A 16,830-nucleotide genomic window follows, 5' to 3' on the forward strand; every position below is an offset into this window, starting at 1 on the left:
GCTACAGCCCTTCAGTAGCAATACGACACGCCCTCCAAAATCGCGCACTGCCGCTTGTTCGGCGCGTTCGGATCGTCCAGCGGCACCATGCCCTTGCCCTGGCCGACAAACACGCCAGGCCCGACATGCACTGAGCTTTTGTTGCCGATGATTACGCTCTGGTGCGGCGTCGAGCTCGAGCGCGTGCCGTCGGGCCAGAGGATGGCATCGCCCGAAAGCATCCCGCGCCGTCCGTCGTCGCAGCTCACGTCGACCCCTTGCCGGGTGCAGATTTGTGCAGCGGCCGGTCCGGCGACGGCGGCGGCAAGGGCCGAAATCAGGCTCATCGCGATGATGGCGTTACGGATGGTCATGGTGCTCCCGGTCGTGGTTGGGCATTTTCAAGTGAATCGTCGCACCAAACCCGCCGCCGGTTCGGCCCGTAGCGGGTTCCGAGCGCTGAGGCCGCGTCCGATATTATCTATGAAATACAAGATCTTACGGAAATTTCACCCGATTTCCCCGCGATCCCTTGCAAAATCATCGGCGCCCCTTCAAGAGAGTGCGCTCCGGAGAGATGGCCGAGTGGCTTAAGGCGCACGCTTGGAAAGCGTGTGTGCGGGAAACCGTACCGTGGGTTCGAATCCCACTCTCTCCGCCAATCGTCAAAACTAAGAAGAAAATTAGTCAGTATCGAGAAGGACCGCCGGCGGCGAAAGTCCAGGTGGCGGATTCCGGCTGGCATGTCGAGTGCGTGCTGGCAGGTGTCGTCCCTCATTGCGCGGGTAGGTGAAGCAGCCGCCTGAAATGCCGAAACATCTGCGACTGCGACTGTTCACGGTTCCAGCTCAGATGCACCGAAAGGGCCGGACTGCCATCGATGTCTATCGTGCTGAAGCGTCGGCCGGTCTCACCGACTACCGCGACATCGTCGACGATTGCTATCCCAACGCCTTCGTGCACAAGGCCTATCGCCGTTTCGATATGGCGGACCCGTATGCCAACGTGCGGCTCGATCCCAATTTCTCTAAACTGCTTTTCCGCGATCGAGCCGTGGGGCGTATGAGGCTCAAAAAGGATCAAGAACTTGTCCTTGAGGTCCGTAGCCGTCAGTTTGTCGAAAGCCGCCAACGGATCAGCAGACGGAACAAGCGCAACGAGTTTGCATGGACGCACGGGCACGCTTTCGATCAAAGGGTGAGCTACTGGAAAGATAGAAACTACACACTCTCCCTTTTGGAGGAGCAGGTAGTCGATGATCTGCTCCAACATCAGAACATCGATATGAAACTGCAGCTTCGGAAGGGCCTCGTGCATGCGGGCGATGACGTTGGGCACCACCGCACGACCCGGGCTGCCGGTGGCGCCGATTCGAAATAGTCCTCCGTCTCCGTTGACGAGGCGCTCAACCGCATTCCCTAGCTCGTCCAGCTCATCGAAGACCTTGCTTGCCAAACCCAGCAGCCGAATGGCCTCCCCCGTGGGGACAAGCCGCCCCTTGGTTCGCTTGAACAGGGTCAAACCGAGAATGTCCTCGCAACGCTGCACGATGCGCGAAACGCTGGGCTGCGTGGTGGCCAGGACTTTGGCCGCGCCATTCAAGGTGCCTGACGCCATAACCGCCCGGAACACCTCAATCTGGCGGAGGCTCAGGCGCCGCCTGTCCGCAGCGGTCTTCCTGACTTGTCCGTATTCGACGGAATCTTCACTCGTCCTGTCGGCAGTCATGTCGTCACCAACTGCTATGCCTTCAAGGCATAGAAGATGGCAAAAGCTTTCATTGTGTCAATAGGCCTGAGCAGGCTTCTCTGTTTCCAACCAACCAAAAGGAAACGGGAGGATCTCTCATGAGAAACCGCACGATTGCTGGGCTTGTGGCCTGCGCGATCTCGACTCTGGCTTCGATCGCCCACGCAGCCGATCCCGTGAAGGTCTGTGGGTTGAGGTTCACCTCGTCGGCCGCAAATTTCATTGCCGTCGAGAAAGGCTACTACGCAGACGAAGGGCTCGACATCACCCTTGCCTATTTCGATGCCGCGCAGCCTGTCGCCGTGGCCGTTTCGGCGGGCGCTTGCGATATCGGCGTCACCGGGTTCACGGCCGGCATGTATAATCTGGCCGGTCGGGGTACGTTGCGCATCATCGCAGGGGAAGCCTGGGAGGAGCGTGGCTATAAGTTCATCGGTTTCGTTGCTTCCAACGAGGCCTACGACAAAGGCCTCAGGAGCATCAGGGACTTGCCGGGCAAGCGTTTCGGGGTAACGCAGCTCGGTTCGACGTTCCACTACAATGTTGGAATGCTTACCGACAAATATGGCTGGGACAACAAGGCCGTTTCGGTCGTTCCACTGCAGTCGGTCGCCAACATGGTTGGCGCCGTCAAGTCTGGCGCGGTCGATGCTGCGGCGTTGCCATCCTTCGTTGCCAATCCGCTGAGCGCGGGAGGCGCGGTTAAACTACTTGGTTGGGTTGCGGCGGAAACACCGTGGCAGGTGTCCGGCGTCATCGCATCCAAGGACATGATCGACAAGCGCCGCAGCGTGGTCGAGCATTTCATCAAAGCCTATAAGCGCGCAACGGCCGAATACGACGCCGCATTCAATCATCTCGACGCCGGTGGCAAGCATGTCTTCGGCAAGGATGCTGAAGCGCTTTTCCCAATCATTGAAAAGTACACCAACACCTCGCGGGCCGTGGTGATGGATGGCCTGCCCTATGTCAACAAGCAGGCCAGCTACAATATCGCCAACGTCGCCGCGCAGCTCGACTGGTACAAGGCCCGCGGTTTTGTCGATGCCGGCGTCACCGTCGACAAAGTTGCCGATGCGTCCTTCGTAGAGGTCGTGAAGGAAAATTTTAAATAGCCGTCGATCCTCCCTGAGGAAGTCGAGAGAGGAAGCGAGCCATGGATCTGTCGGTTGCTGCGATCTCGCATTGGTATGGCGGCACCAATGCCCTTCAGAACGTCAGCTTTGATGTCAAAAGCGGGGAGGTGGTCTGCCTGATTGGTCCCTCGGGCTGCGGGAAATCGACCCTTTTAGGCATCATCGGAGGGCTGATCGCGCCTTCATCCGGCGAAGTCAGGCTGCGCGGGGCGCCTCCCGCGGGTTCGCTCAATCCGCTGACCTACGTGTTCCAGGATTTCGCTTTGTTGCCCTGGCGCACGGTCAGGGGAAACGTGGCCCTTGCGCTCGAAGAGCACAAGCTTCCGGCAGGCGAACTCGCCTCGCGCGTCGGCCGCGCGCTAGCGATGTGCGGGCTTTCGGACTTCGCGGAGGCCTTGCCCAGGCAACTATCGGGCGGCATGAAGCAACGTGTCGGCATTGCGCGCGCGATTGCCGTCACCCCGGCGGTGTTGCTGTTGGACGAACCCCTGTCCGCGCTAGACGCCCAGACACGTGACCTTCTGATCGAGGACTTGCTCGAGATTTTCCGGCGCGAATCCGCCACCGGCATCTGGGTGACACACAACCTCGATGAGGCGCTGAGGGTCGGAGACAAGGTCGTCGTGCTTTCGCGGAGGCCCGGCCGGCTCAAGAAGATCGTCCCAGTCGACATCCCGCGCGACCAGCGTGTGCTTCCGGAATCCGCGGCCGAAATGGCGAGACTGCACAATGAACTCTGGTCGCTGATCAAGGCAGAAGCCGTGATGGCGGATCGCGAGGTTGCCGATGTCTAGCGCACTCAAACTGGTGCAGGACGCGTCCCAGCGCAACTCCACGGGTTCTAAGGATGAAGGCCCGGAAGCGGTCGTCAGATTCCGTGGTGGCGGATTCGACCCTCGGCCGAATGCCTGGATCGGCTGGGCGGCGATCATCGGCCTTGTGGCGATCTGGCAGCTGGCAGCAGCGTCCGGATATCTTTCACCGTTGGTCCTCCCCAGCCCGGTTCAGGTCGGAAGCGCACTCCTCAAGATGGCGGCCGCCGACGATTTCACGAGCCAGGTGTCCGCTTCGCTCTCGCGCGTGGCGAGCGGATGGCTCATCGGCACGATCATGGGACTGATCGTCGGCTGCGCCATGGGTGTTTTCTCGATCGCCCGGGCCGGCGCGCTGCCCATCGTCTCCGGGCTTTATCCCATTCCAATGATCGCCATCCTGCCGTTGCTGATCGTATGGCTCGGCATCGGAGAGAGTTCCAAGACCGCCGTTATCGTCCTCGGCGTCTTCTCGCCGACCGTGATCAGCACATTCAGTGCGGTGGACAATGTTCCGCGGGGCCTGATCCGCATGGGACAAAGCTTCGGACTTTCCTGGCGCTCCATAGTGCTCAAGATCATCCTGCCTGGCTCGCTTCCCGGCGTCCTTGCCGGGTTTCGGATCACTGCGGCGATCGCGCTGATCCTTCTGGTGTCTGCCGAAATGATCGGCGCCGAATATGGCATCGGCGCGCTGATCCTGCTCGCCGGAAATCTCATGCAGACGGACCGGCTCGTTGCGGGCGTTCTCCTGCTCTCGGCGACAGGGCTGGTGATTTCCTGGCTGCTCGGCCGGCTCGAAAAGGCGCTGCTGAAATGGCGATGAACTCTGCAACTCATATCGTTTCCAAAACGTCTGGAGCCACAAGACTGGAAGCAGACATTTGCGTCGTCGGCAGCGGTGCTGCAGGTTCGATGGCGGCACTGACAGCCGCAAGACTCGGTCTCAAGACCGTCCTTGTTGAAGCGATGCCAAATGTCGGCGGGCAGTTGGTCGGGACATTGCTTGGAACGATCTGCGGGCTCTACGACAATGGACCGCAGCCACGTCGGCTCACATTCGGTCCTGTCGACGACCTGCTGAAGGACCTTTGGCAGCGCAATGCTATTCATGCGCGTCGCGCTCTGAATACGCTGGTGCTGCAATATGATGAAGCGTTGACGGGACGCTGGACCGAACGAGCGCTTCGCGACGCCGGGGTGGAACTCGTTCTCGGAGGCGTGGTCCGCAACGCCTCTATGGTGGACCGTCGGGTCACGACGCTTGATGTAGCGACCCGCTGGGGCGACCTCAAAATCTCCGCTCACGGATTCATCGATGCTTCCGGAGATTCCACCGTCGCATGGCACGCGGGACTTCCGGTGCGCGAACCCGACGAAGCACAATGGGGAACTCAGATGTTCATCATAGAAGGCTTCGAAGTTGACAAGGCCGACCTGATCGACGGGTTCAAGGTCGAGGAAGCCTTGCGGCGCCGCAGTAGCGAATTCGGTTTGCCCCGCAGGGACGGGTTCATTTTCAAATACCCCGGCCGTGATATCGCAACCGTCAACATGACGCACATCCCCAATCCCACAGAACCGATCGCCGCCGCCGAAGCGGCTTTGGCGGGCAAGGACCAAGCCGATGTGCTGATGGAATTCTTCAAATCGGAGTACCCTGAAGTTATGGCCAACGCCCGCATCCGATCTTACGGGCAGCCAGGCATTCGTCAGACACGCTGGTACGTGGCCGATCATCATCTCACCCTTGATGAAGTGCGCGGCGGCCGGCGACCGAAGGACGCGGTGGCTCGCTGCACCTGGCCCGTCGAGGCCCACAACTCCGCCGAGCGCGTCTATTGGGAAGAGTTTGAAGATCCAGACCACATGCACTATGTGCCGCTTTCCAGCATGATCCATCGCGACGCCGACAATCTCGTCGCAGCCGGGCGCTGCATCGATGGAGACACGGCGGCGCTTGCCTCGGTACGCGTGATGGGTCCATGCTTCGCGATGGGGCAGGCGGCTGCACATGCGCTAAAACTCGCTGGCGTCGGGTCCGTCCGGGACGTGTCGTTTGCAGAGCTCGAATGCGCTCTTCGCGCCAATCTGGACAACTTCGCAGTCGATCCGTGGACGGAGAGCGCGATATGAATGCGCCCGGTGCGCTCCACTCGTCATCTTACGATGTTGACCTCTACTCCGACGAGGTGATCCTCGATCCTTACGATCATTATCGAGCCATCCGCGAACTCGGCTCGGTCGTGTATCTGCCTAAGCACAATCTGTGGACCATGAGTCGCCATGCCGATGTGAAGGCTGCACTGCTGAATCACGAACTGTTTTCGAGCGCCAAGGGCGTCGCTGCCAACGATGTACTTAATACCGCCGGCCTCGGTAACACCATCACAAGCGATCCTCCTGATCACACGCGCATGCGCTCGATTATCCGCGAGCCGCTCACAGTTCCCGCGCTGCGCAAAATATCGCCATCGGTGAAGGACGAGGCTGAGGCCGTTGTCGAGCGTCTCGTCCGGCTGGGCGAATTCGAAGTCATGAGCGAACTGGCGCAATATCTACCGGTCACGATCGTCTCGCGCCTTGTCGGTCTGCCTGAGGAAGGCCGCGGCAACATGCTGAAATGGGCGGGCGCGACCTTCGACGCGCTCGGACCCATGAATGGACGTGCGCAGGCGGCCATGCCGAAGATCGAAGAGCTGCACGCCTATTGCAGGAACCCGGCGACGATCGGATCGCTGCGCCCCGATGGCTGGGCCGCCGCGATCTGGAGGGCGGCGGAACGTGGTGATATTCCGCGCGACAAATGTCCGGCCATGATGCGTGATTATATCAGCCCGAGCCTCGACACCACCATCTTTGCCACGGGGAACATCGTGCGCGCGTTCGCAAGATTTCCGGATCAATGGGACTTGGTGCGACGCGACTGGAGCCTCATATCGGGCGCGATCAATGAAGGCATTCGATGGGAGTCGCCCGTGCGCGGCTTCACCCGCGTGCTCACGCGGGATGCAGAGTTCGACGGTGTCGAGTTGCCAGCGGGCACGCGGATGTTGCTGCTTTATGCCTCTGCGAACCGGGATGAACGTGCCTGGAAAAGCCCCGAGATATTCGATGTGCGTCGCGACACACGGGACCATATCGGCTTCGGGTTCGGCCCGCATATCTGCGTCGGGATGCATCTTGCTCGTCTCGAAATCACATGCCTGTTGCAGGCGCTGGCGAAGCGCGTCACCCGTTTCGTCATCCGTGACGAGCAATGGGGCATCAACAACGCGCTGCGCGGTCTCAAGACCATGCATGTCGAGGTCATGATAGGCGAGGACCGGGAAGCCAAGCGCGATCAGCCGATTTCACTGGCCGAGCCGCTCAACCATCTCGCGGTTACCGTCGCCGGAATCGTCGAAGTCGCGAAGGACATATGGCTGGTCACATTGCGATCGGCCAATGGCTCGCCCTTGCCCGAGGCGTCGCCGGGCGCGCACATCGACGTGCACCTGCCCAACGGCTTGACTCGGCAATATTCGGTTGTACTCGGCAAGGGCGGTGCGGGCAGAATTCAGATCGGCGTGAAACGCGAGCACGCGGGCCTGGGCGGCTCAGCCTTCATTTTCGAGAAGCTGCGAGTCGGCGACGACATCCGGATATCAGGACCGCGCAACAACTTTCCGCTGGTCGAAATCGCGCGGAACAGCGTGTTCATCGCAGGCGGGATCGGCGTCACGCCCATCATCAGCATGAAGCGCCGCGCCGCGCAGCTCGGCTTGACGCATCGACTCTACTTCGCGGCTCGCGCCGAATCCGAAGTTGCGTTTCTCGATGAATTGTCGGGTGATCCGAATGTTCATCTCCACATCGACGAAGAGGCCGGCTCGGTACTCGATCTCGCAAGCATCGAGGCCGGTGCGCCGGCGGACACGCATTTCTATTGCTGCGGGCCGAAGCCGATGATGCAAGCATTCGAACGGATTTTCGCTGTCCGACCGAAGGAATGCGTGCATCTCGAATATTTCTCGGCCAGGCACGAAGCGGCGCGGAGCGGTGGCTTTGACGTCGAACTCGCCGGCAGCGGCCGCATCGTCAGGGTCGAGCCGGGCGAGCGCATCGTCGATGCGCTCCGCCGGGTCGGTGTCGAGGTGCCGGTATCGTGCGAGCAGGGTGTTTGCGGTTCATGCGAAACGCAGGTCCTCGCCGGCGAGCCGGACCACCGGGATTCTGTGTTGAGCGCCGAGGAAAAGGCCGCGAATAAATCGATGATGGTATGCTGTGGTGGCTGCAAAGGCGATCGCCTGGTTCTTGATCTGTAGGCTGGCGAGAAGTGATGAACCTTTGCGGCGTATCCGATCCTTGCCATCGCTCCAGCACCTTCGAAAAGTTCTGCGACAAGGAGCGCAAGCGGTGCCGCTGCGCTTGGTGTCCTCCATGCCCAGCACCTCAATTCCGACTCTGTGTTCGGCGTCAAGAGATCGCTCGTTGCGTCCTATGAGAGGTTCGACCGCGAATTCACTCCGTGGCGTTCCCATTTCGATTTCATCTTGACGCTAGAGGAATTCTCGGACGGCAAGACGTCGCATACCCCGCTCGTCGAGCGCGAGGCGCCATCCGGTCCGCGACACCCTTCCATCGGCGATCGTTGCCGACATGGCGATGCTATGCGGCTGCAGGCAAATGCTCCGATTGGTCGCTATCCAAATAGGGGCGTCAAAAACCCGGTCGCGACGCGGCAATCTTGGCGGTAGTGCGTTCCGTTGTTCAGCCAATACGTGGTCATGGGAAAACACCTAAAGGTTCATGAGCGTATCTCGCGCGCCTTCGGCCGCGCCGGCGCGCCATGCAGAAACGCGCCTGTACACGGGCGCGTGACCTCCATAACTTCCGCGGCGCAATTTGAGGAGACGCGACGTGGCGAAGAAAACGGCGACCAGGAAGAAAAGTGCTGCGAAGAAAGCAGCAAAGACCTCCGGCAAGACGAGCGCCGTTCGCAAAAGCGTGTTTGCGAAGGCTGCAACGAAGCCGGTCAAGAAGGCCACTCCGCGCAAATCGTCCGCACCGCGCCGTCCCAGGGGCCCGGCCTGGCAATGGTCGGCGGTCGAGACCGCAGCCGCAATCCGCTCCGGCGCCATCTCCGCGGTCGAGACCGTCGAGGCGCATCTCGAGCGGATGCGTGCCGTCAATCCGAGGCTGAACGCCGTCGTCGTCGATCTCTCGGAGGAGGCGCTGGCTGCGGCGCATGCGGCCGACAAGCAGCGCGCGAAGGGCGGCGAACTCGGCCTCCTGCACGGCGTACCGATCACGATCAAAGAGAATGTCGATTACGAAGGCCGTCCGAACTTCAACGGCGTGCCGGCGAACAAGGATCTCGTTGCGCCGTCGGATTCGCCCGTGGTGCGCAACCTGAAGAAGGCCGGCGCGGTGGTTATCGGCCTCACCAACACCCCGGAATTCTCTTTCCGCGGCTTCACCGACAATCCCTTGCACGGGCTGACGCTCAATCCCTGGGATCCTGATATCACCTGCGGTGGCTCCTCGGGCGGCGCGGGTTCGGCGGTCGCCGCCGGCATCGGCACTATCGCGCACGGCAACGACATCGGCGGCTCGCTGCGCTGGCCGGCGCATTGCAACGGCGTTGCGACCATCAAGCCGACGCAGGGACGTATTCCGGCATTCAACGCAAGCGCAACCGCCGAGCGGCCGATGCTGGCGCATCTGATGTCGGCGCAGGGGCCGCTCGCCCGCCACGTCGCCGACATCAGGCTCGCGCTGGAAGTGATGAGCCAGCGCGATCCGCGCGATCCCTGGTGGGTGCCGGCGCCGCTGGTGGGACCGAAGCCGAAGGGGCCGATCAAGGTCGCGCTCGCCAAGATTCCTGAAGACATGGACGTCGATCCGTCCGTGCGCACGGCGTTGCGTCAGGCCGCCGATCATCTGGAGCGTTCCGGCTATCGGGTCAGCGAGGTCGATGTGCCCGACATCGACGGCGTCTGGCAGACCTGGTGCGACATCATCACCAATGAGACGATGGTGTTGCAGGAGGCCGGCATGCTGAAGGTGACGTCTGAAGACTTCCACAAGGCGTGGGGCGGCATGAAGGCCAAGGCCAATGTGCTCGACCTCAAGGCCTGGATGCAGGCGACTGCCGCGCGCAACGGCCACATCCGCGCCTGGCAGCTGTTCTTCGAGGAATATCCGGTCGTGCTGGCGCCGACCACGGTGAAGCCGACGCCGGGCCCGCGTGAAGACACCGTCAGTGCCGAACGCGTGCGCGAGATCTTCTGGGGCGAGATCCGCTTCATCTCCGCGATCAACGTGCTGGGTTTGCCGGGCGCCGTGGTGCCGGTGACGCTGCACGATGGCAAGCCGATCGGCGTGCAGCTCATCGCCGGGCGCTATCGCGAGGACCTCGCGCTCGATGCGGCGGCCGCGATCGAGAAGCGGGCCGGCGTGCTCGCCCATCGGCTGTGGGAACAGATGGATTGATAGACAGCGAAGGCCTCACCTTCTCCCCTTGCAAAAGGGGAGAAGGAAACCGCTCAGCCAGCAGCGCAAAAACTCATTAATCCAATTTGACTCGAATTTTAGCCAATTCCCCAACAATCGTTAGGGTTACTTCCTCGATCTCTAGACGAATTATTGTCCGCTTTACCACCCGCCTCTAACAGAGGGACGGCGGACACCGCACATGCCTCATACAGGCCAATAAGTGCGGCCCGCTCCACGCGGAGGTGGCACGATGCGCAACGAGACGATCGCTATTCACGCCGGCTACGAGCCCGAAGCCACCACGCACGCGGTTGCCGTGCCGATCTACCAGACCGCGGCTTACGCCTTCGACAGCGCCGATCACGGCGCGGCGCTCTTCAATCTCGAGGCCGAAGGCTATCGCTACAGCCGCATCGCCAATCCGACCAGCGCGGTGCTGGAAAAGCGTATCGCCGAGCTCGAGGGCGGCGTCGGCGCGCTTGCGGTCGCGACCGGGCAGGCGGCGCTGCATTTCGCCTTCGTCAACGTCGCCGATCACGGCGGCAACATCGTTTCCATGCCGCAGCTCTACGGCACCACGCATACGCTGCTCTCGCACATCCTGCCGCGGCAGGGCATCACCGGCCGCTTTGCCGAGAGCGACAAGCCTGAGGCGGTCGAAAAGCTGATCGACGAGAACACCCGCGCCGTGTTCGCCGAAACCATCGGCAATCCCGCCGGCAATGTCTGCGATATCGAGGCGCTGGCAAAGATCGCTCACGCGCACGGTGTGCCGCTGATCGTCGACAATACGGTTGCAACCCCAATCCTGCTCAAGCCGTTCGATTACGGCGCCGACATCGCCGTGCATTCGCTGACCAAATTCCTGGGCGGCCACGGCACCACGCTCGGCGGCGCCATCGTCGATTCCGGCAACTTCCCCTGGGCCAGGTACGCGGACCGCTTCCCCGGTTACAACAAGCCGGACGCCTCGTACCACGGCCTCGTCTATGCCGAGCGCTTCGGCCGCACTGCCTATATCGAGCGCGCGCGGAGCATCTATCAACGCACCATGGGTTCGGTGCTGTCGCCGTTCAACGCCTTCCTGCTGATCCAGGGCATCGAGACCGTGGCGCTGCGCATGGAGCGCCACTGCGAGAATGCCCGCAAGGTCGCCGAATTCCTGCGTAAGGACCCGCGCGTCGCCTGGGTCAACTACACCGGTTTCCCGGACAGTCCCCATTATCCGCTGGTGCAGAAATATCTCGACGGCAACGCGTCCTCGCTGTTCACCTTTGGCATCAAGGGCGGCATGGAAGCAGGAAAGTCCTTCTACGATGCGCTGAAGCTGATCACGCGCCTGGTCAATATCGGCGATGCCAAGTCGCTGGCCTGCCATCCGGCATCGACCACGCACCGGCAGATGTCGGCGGAGCAGCAGCGGGTCGCTGGCGTCTTGCCGGAAACGATTCGTCTCTCGATCGGTATCGAACATTCCGCCGATATCATTGAGGACATCGGCCAAGCGCTGGAAAAGGCCTGCCCGTCCGCGCGCCTCCAGGCCGCGGAGTAGGCGGCGGCAGCGATGACGATCTTGATCGACAGGGATCAAGGCATATCGAGCCCGGCGCTGGTGCCGGGAGAGGGCGATCTTGCGCGCGAGCGCGGCGGCGCCGAGCTCACCATCGGCCTGATCAACAACATGCCGGATCCGGCGCTGAAGGCGACCGAGCGGCAGTTCATGAAGCTGCTCCAGGCCGCCGCGGGCCCGCGCCGCATCCGCTTCCACTGCTTCTCGCTGCCCTCGGTGAAGCGCTCGCCGGAAGCGAAGTGGCACGTCGAGAGCGAATATTCGGAACTCACCGAGCTGAGGCGCCACAAGTTCGACGGGCTGATCGTGACCGGCGCCGAGCCGGTTGCGCCCGAGCTCGACCAGGAGCCATACTGGCGCGATCTCACCGAGCTGATCGACTGGGCCAAGGTCAACACGCGCTCGACGATCTGGTCGTGCCTCGCCGCGCATGCGGCGGTGCTGCATCTCGATCGTATCGAACGGCGGCGGCTTCCGGCCAAATGTCACGGCATTTTCGACTGCAAAGCCGTGACCGGCGATCCGCTGACGCGCGCCGCGCCTGCGCCGCTCAAGGTTTCGCATTCGCGTCTCAACGAGATCGTCGAGGGCGACCTCGCGCAGGCCGGCTACCAGGTGCTGACCCGTTCGGCAAAGGTCGGCGTCGATGTCTTCGTCCGGCAATATGCCAGCCGCTTCGTGTTTTTCCAAGGCCACCCTGAATATGACGCGCTGTCGCTTCAGCGCGAATATCTGCGCGACATCGGCCGTTATCTCGCGCGCGAGCGCGACAATTATCCGCATCTGCCCGCGAGCTATTTTGACGTTGCGACCGAGGAGAAGCTTGGCCGCTTCGAGAAGCAGGCGAGGCACCAGCGCCACCCCACGCTCGGCAACGATCTGCCTGCGCTGAATTTGCGTGCCGATATCGACGCCGGCAGCGCCGCGGCGGCATTGTTTCGGAACTGGCTGCAATATCTCGGCGCCGAGGCCGACGCGTCGGTGCTCGTGCGTTAGGTCTGGACAACGGGTTCGACGTTAGGACTAACCAAGTGTGAAGCTTGCCTCAAGCAGCGAACGAATGCTTCAGTGACGGGGCGGCACAAACAGGGAAAGCGATTCGTGTGGTCGGCACTCCAGGGACGCGTGAGCAATCGGCTGGCCCGGCATTTCCGTGCCGCGCCGCACCGCCTGCCCGCGCATGCGCCCATGGTGAGCTTCACCTTCGACGACGCCCCCGATAGCGCCGCAGGCGAGGGCGCCGAGCTTCTGGAGCAGCATGGCGGCCGCGGCACGTTCTATCTCGCCGGTAGCCTGGTCGATCGCCCCTCGGACCATTGGCACGGCCTGTCAAACGACGCCGTGGTGCGGCTTCACCGCGCCGGGCACGAGATCGCCTGCCACACCTTCTCGCACCAGAGTGCGGTCAATCTCGACGAGCCCGCCATGGCCCGCGAGATCGACCGGAACCGCGGCCATTTTCGCGATATTGATTCCTCGATTACGCTGGAAAATTTCGCTTACCCCTATGGTATTGCCTCGGTCTGGCGCAAACCGCAGCTCGCCAAAACCTTCCGCTCGGCGCGCGGCATCCTTCCCGGCGTCAATCGCGACGTCATCGATCTCCAGTTCCTGCGCGCCTCGCCCCTGGTCGATTGCGAGATCGATGTTGCGGGTGTCGATCGCTATTTCGACGAGGCGGTCGACAGCGGCGGATGGCTGATCTTCTACGGTCATGACGTCGCCAACGCGCCGAGCCCGTATGGCTGCACGCCGCACCTGATGCGCCATGCGCTGCAGGCGGCCGGGAAGCGCGACATGCCGATCGTGACGGTCGCGGAAGCGCTGCGAAGGATCGGGGCGTAGCTTCTTCTTCCTTCTCCCCTTGTGGAGAGGGGACGAAGGCCCGATGCCGCGCGAATAGTCTTGTCATGACCCCAGCGGCATGCGACTGGCGTTGACCGAAATCTCAACGTCTCATCACGCCCATGTCCTCTCCCTCCACCGCTCAGCTGCCTGCGCCGGCCCAGGGCCGCGATGCGCTGTCGGTGCTGCATTCGGTGTTCGGCTTGCCCGGGTTCCGCGGCGCGCAAGGCGAGATCATCCGGCACGTCACCGACGGCGGCAATTGCCTGGTGCTGATGCCGACCGGCGGCGGCAAGTCGCTGTGCTATCAATTGCCGGCGCTGCTGCGTGAAGGCTGCGGTATCGTTGTGTCGCCCTTGATTGCACTGATGCGCGACCAGGTCGCCGGCATGCTCGAAGCCGGGGTCAACGCCGCCGCGCTGAACTCGTCGCTGACCCCGCAGGAAGCCTCCGACATCGAGCGGCGCCTGATCGCGGGCGATCTCGACCTGCTCTATGTCGCGCCGGAACGGCTGGTGACGCCGCGCTGCCTGTCGCTGCTGGCGCGGGCGAAGGTAGCGCTGTTTGCGATCGACGAGGCGCATTGCGTCTCGCAATGGGGTCACGACTTCCGCCCCGAATATGTCGGCCTCTCGATCATCGCCGAGCGCTTTCCCGGCGTGCCGCGCATCGCGCTGACCGCGACTGCGGACGAGTTGACCCGCAAGGAGATCGTCGAGCGGCTCAAGCTTGCGAACAGTCCGCAATTCGTCTCCAGTTTCGACCGGCCCAACATCCGCTACGAGATCGTCGACAAGCGCAACGCGGTGTCGCAACTGAAGGAATTCATCCGGGAGCGTCACGCGGGAGATGCGGGCGTCGTCTATTGCCTGTCCCGCAAACGGGTCGAGGAGGTTGCGGCTGCGCTCGCGGACGCCGGCATTGCGGCGCTGCCCTATCACGCCGGTCTCGACAGCAGCGTGCGCTCGCGCAACCAGGATCGCTTTCTCAACGAGGACGGCATCGTCATCGTCGCGACCGTCGCCTTCGGCATGGGCATCGACAAGCCCGACGTGCGCTTCGTCGCCCATCTCGACCTGCCCAAGAGCATCGAATCCTATTACCAGGAGACAGGCCGCGCCGGCCGCGACGGCAAGCCATCGGCCGCCTGGATGGCTTATGGCCTCTCCGACATCGTGCAGCAGCGCCGCATGATCGACGAGTCGAGCGGTTCCGACGACTTCAAGCGGGTCTCGATCGGCAAGCTCGATGCGCTGGTCGGCCTCGCCGAAACAGCGCACTGCCGGCGCCGGCGGCTGCTCGCCTATTTCGGCGAGATCGTGATGGGCGATAGCTGCGGCAATTGCGACAATTGCCTGACGCCGCCGAAAATGCGCGACGGAAAGGTGCTGGCGCAAAAACTCCTGTCCTGCGCCTACCGCACCGGCCAGCGTTTCGGCGCGATGCACCTGATCGACGTGCTGATCGGACGCCTCACCGAGAAGGTGACGCAGTTCGGCCACGACAAGCTTACGGTGTTCGGCATCGGACGCGAGCTCAACGAGAAGCAGTGGCGCACGGTGCTACGGCAGCTCGTGGCGATGGGGCACTTGCAGAGCGACAGCGAGGCTTTTGGGGCGCTCAAGCTGACTGAACAGTCACGCGGCGTGTTGCGCGGCGAGACCGAGGTGTGGCTGCGCGAGGAGGCGCCCGCCACCCGCAGCCGTGGCAGCCGCACGAAAGCCCGCCGCGGTGATCTGGCGCCGGCGGCCGACGCGTCGCAGGGGGATGTCGATCCTGAATTGCGCGCGCGGTTGCGCGCGTGGCGCTCGGACATTGCCCGCGAGCGCGGCGTGCCGGCCTATGTCGTGCTGCACGACGCCACCATCGACGGCATCGTCCGCGCATGGCCGACCACGCTGGACGAGTTGCGCAATGTGCCCGGCATCGGCGACAAGAAGCTCGAGCATTACGGCGACGAGCTGCTGCAGATTGTCAGGACGCGGTAGCCGCGCCACACCTCAGCCGTCATCCCGGACAAGCGCAGCGAAGCGGAGCGCAGATCCGAGATCCATACCGCGTGATTTATCGGTTGCGATCGGTAGGAGTACCGAGCTGCAAGTCTTCGCCAAACACCTCCCTGTAGTTATGGGTCCCGGATCTGCGCTTACGCTTGTCCGGGACGACAGCGGAGTGGAGGCGCGAGGTGCGGCCTACCTTACCCGTTCCGGAACGCATACCCGTAGCCGTTCAGCGCCGGAGCGCCGCCGAGATGGGCGTAGAGGATCTTCGCGCCCTTCTCGAAATAGCCCTTCCGCGTAAGGTCGATCAGGCCTTGCATCGACTTTCCCTCGTAGACGGGGTCGGTGATCATGGCTTCCAGACGCGCGGTGAGACGGATCGCCTCCTTGGTCTCTTCCGACGGCACGCCATAGGCGGGATAAGCGTAATCCTCGATCAGCACGACGTCGTCTGCGACGAGATCCTTGCCGAGCTCGACGAGCCTGGCCGTGTTCTGCGCGATCGAGAGCACCTGCGCCTTCGTCTGCGCCGGGGTGAAGGAGGCGTCGATGCCGATCACTTTTCGCGCGCGGCCATCGGCGGCGAAGCCGACCAGCATGCCGGCATGGGTCGAGCCAGTGACGGTGCAGACCACGATGTAGTCGAACTTGAAGCCGAGCTCGGCTTCCTGCTTGCGCACTTCTTCGGCGAAGCCGACGTAGCCGAGGCCGCCAAACTTGTGCACGGAGGCGCCGGCGGGAATCGCGTAGGGCTTGCCGCCCGCCGCCTTCACCTCGTCGATCGCCTCTTCCCAGCTCTTGCGGATGCCGATGTCGAAGCCGTCGTCGACCAGGCGCACGTCGGCGCCCATGATGCGCGACAGCATGATGTTGCCGACGCGATCATAGACGGCGTCCTCATGCGGCACCCACGCCTCCTGCACCAGGCGGCACTTCATGCCGATCTTGGCGGCGACCGCCGCGACCATGCGAGTGTGGTTGGACTGCACGCCGCCGATCGACACCAGCGTGTCGGCGTTGGAGGCGATCGCGTCGGGGATGATGTATTCGAGCTTGCGCAGCTTGTTGCCGCCATAGGCGAGGCCGGAATTGCAGTCCTCGCGCTTGGCATAGACCTCGACATTGCCGCCGAGATGCTTTGATAGCCGTTCCAGCTTCTCGATGGGGGTCGGACCGAAGGTCAGCGGATAGCGCGCGAATTCTTCGAGCATCGTCAGGTCATCCCGATTGGCGTTGGTGTCTGGAAATTGGCTACCATC

Annotated in this window: 13 protein-coding genes, 1 tRNA gene and 1 pseudogene; 12 read left to right on the forward strand and 3 right to left on the reverse strand. The window is 62.6% G+C overall.

Annotation, left to right across the window (positions count from 1 at the left end; all coding sequences use genetic code 11):
• Positions 1-11: 11 nt before the first annotated feature.
• Positions 12-353, reverse strand: coding sequence for a hypothetical protein (locus ABIB06_RS16135; RefSeq protein ID WP_247345034.1), 342 nt, complete (start codon positions 351-353; stop codon positions 12-14).
• 197 nt (positions 354-550) lie between these two features.
• Between ABIB06_RS16135 and ABIB06_RS16140 the strand changes: the two genes are divergently transcribed.
• Positions 551-640: transfer RNA gene (locus ABIB06_RS16140), tRNA-Ser, on the forward strand.
• Positions 641-753: 113 nt separating this feature from the next.
• Here ABIB06_RS16140 and ABIB06_RS16145 read toward each other — a convergent pair.
• On the reverse strand, positions 754-1,707 hold the full coding sequence (locus ABIB06_RS16145; protein ID WP_247345031.1) for a LysR family transcriptional regulator: 954 nt from the start codon (positions 1,705-1,707) through the stop codon (positions 754-756).
• A 146-nt stretch (positions 1,708-1,853) separates the two neighbouring features.
• Between ABIB06_RS16145 and ABIB06_RS16150 the strand changes: the two genes are divergently transcribed.
• The 11 genes and pseudogenes from ABIB06_RS16150 to recQ all read left to right on the forward strand — a co-directional run bounded on the left by ABIB06_RS16150 (position 1,854) and on the right by recQ (position 15,559).
• Positions 1,854-2,843, forward strand: a complete 990-nt coding sequence (locus ABIB06_RS16150; RefSeq protein ID WP_247345027.1) for an ABC transporter substrate-binding protein — start codon at positions 1,854-1,856, stop codon at positions 2,841-2,843.
• 41 nt (positions 2,844-2,884) lie between these two features.
• Complete coding sequence (locus ABIB06_RS16155) at positions 2,885-3,658, forward strand: ABC transporter ATP-binding protein (RefSeq protein ID WP_354049686.1); 774 nt, start codon at positions 2,885-2,887, stop codon at positions 3,656-3,658.
• On the forward strand, positions 3,651-4,502 hold the full coding sequence (locus ABIB06_RS16160) for an ABC transporter permease (RefSeq protein ID WP_247345021.1): 852 nt from the start codon (positions 3,651-3,653) through the stop codon (positions 4,500-4,502). Before ABIB06_RS16155 ends, ABIB06_RS16160 begins: the two co-directional genes overlap by 8 nt.
• Positions 4,493-5,812: an FAD-dependent oxidoreductase gene (locus ABIB06_RS16165; protein WP_354049685.1), complete on the forward strand. Its 1,320-nt coding sequence runs from the start codon at positions 4,493-4,495 to the stop codon at positions 5,810-5,812. Before ABIB06_RS16160 ends, ABIB06_RS16165 begins: the two co-directional genes overlap by 10 nt.
• A 683-nt stretch (positions 5,813-6,495) precedes the next feature.
• Positions 6,496-7,983, forward strand: coding sequence for a cytochrome P450/oxidoreductase (locus ABIB06_RS16170; protein ID WP_354069148.1), 1,488 nt, complete (start codon positions 6,496-6,498; stop codon positions 7,981-7,983).
• A gap of 123 nt (positions 7,984-8,106) precedes the next feature.
• Positions 8,107-8,217, forward strand: a pseudogene (locus ABIB06_RS16175) (6-chlorohydroxyquinol-1,2-dioxygenase); the annotation flags it as partial.
• A gap of 361 nt (positions 8,218-8,578) precedes the next feature.
• Positions 8,579-10,153: an amidase family protein gene (locus ABIB06_RS16180; protein WP_247345012.1), complete on the forward strand. Its 1,575-nt coding sequence runs from the start codon at positions 8,579-8,581 to the stop codon at positions 10,151-10,153.
• Between the two features lie 253 nt (positions 10,154-10,406).
• On the forward strand, positions 10,407-11,708 hold the full coding sequence (locus ABIB06_RS16185) for an O-acetylhomoserine aminocarboxypropyltransferase/cysteine synthase family protein (RefSeq protein ID WP_247345009.1): 1,302 nt from the start codon (positions 10,407-10,409) through the stop codon (positions 11,706-11,708).
• A 12-nt stretch (positions 11,709-11,720) separates the two neighbouring features.
• The gene (metA, locus tag ABIB06_RS16190; protein WP_247345006.1) at positions 11,721-12,722 is read left to right on the forward strand and encodes a homoserine O-succinyltransferase MetA; all 1,002 of its coding nucleotides are present in this window, start codon (positions 11,721-11,723) and stop codon (positions 12,720-12,722) included.
• 105 nt (positions 12,723-12,827) lie between these two features.
• Positions 12,828-13,571 (forward strand): polysaccharide deacetylase family protein, encoded by a 744-nt coding sequence (locus ABIB06_RS16195; protein ID WP_247345003.1) that lies wholly within the window; start codon positions 12,828-12,830, stop codon positions 13,569-13,571.
• A gap of 122 nt (positions 13,572-13,693) precedes the next feature.
• Positions 13,694-15,559, forward strand: a complete 1,866-nt coding sequence (recQ, locus tag ABIB06_RS16200) for a DNA helicase RecQ (RefSeq protein ID WP_247345001.1) — start codon at positions 13,694-13,696, stop codon at positions 15,557-15,559.
• Between the two features lie 209 nt (positions 15,560-15,768).
• On the opposite strand, the gene ABIB06_RS16205 is transcribed toward recQ, so the two are convergent.
• The gene (locus ABIB06_RS16205) at positions 15,769-16,782 is read right to left on the reverse strand and encodes a 1-aminocyclopropane-1-carboxylate deaminase (protein WP_247344998.1); all 1,014 of its coding nucleotides are present in this window, start codon (positions 16,780-16,782) and stop codon (positions 15,769-15,771) included.
• Positions 16,783-16,830: the final 48 nt, after the last annotated feature.

The organism is Bradyrhizobium sp. LB8.2 (genome assembly GCF_040548035.1).
Lineage (GTDB): Bacteria > Pseudomonadota > Alphaproteobacteria > Rhizobiales > Xanthobacteraceae > Bradyrhizobium.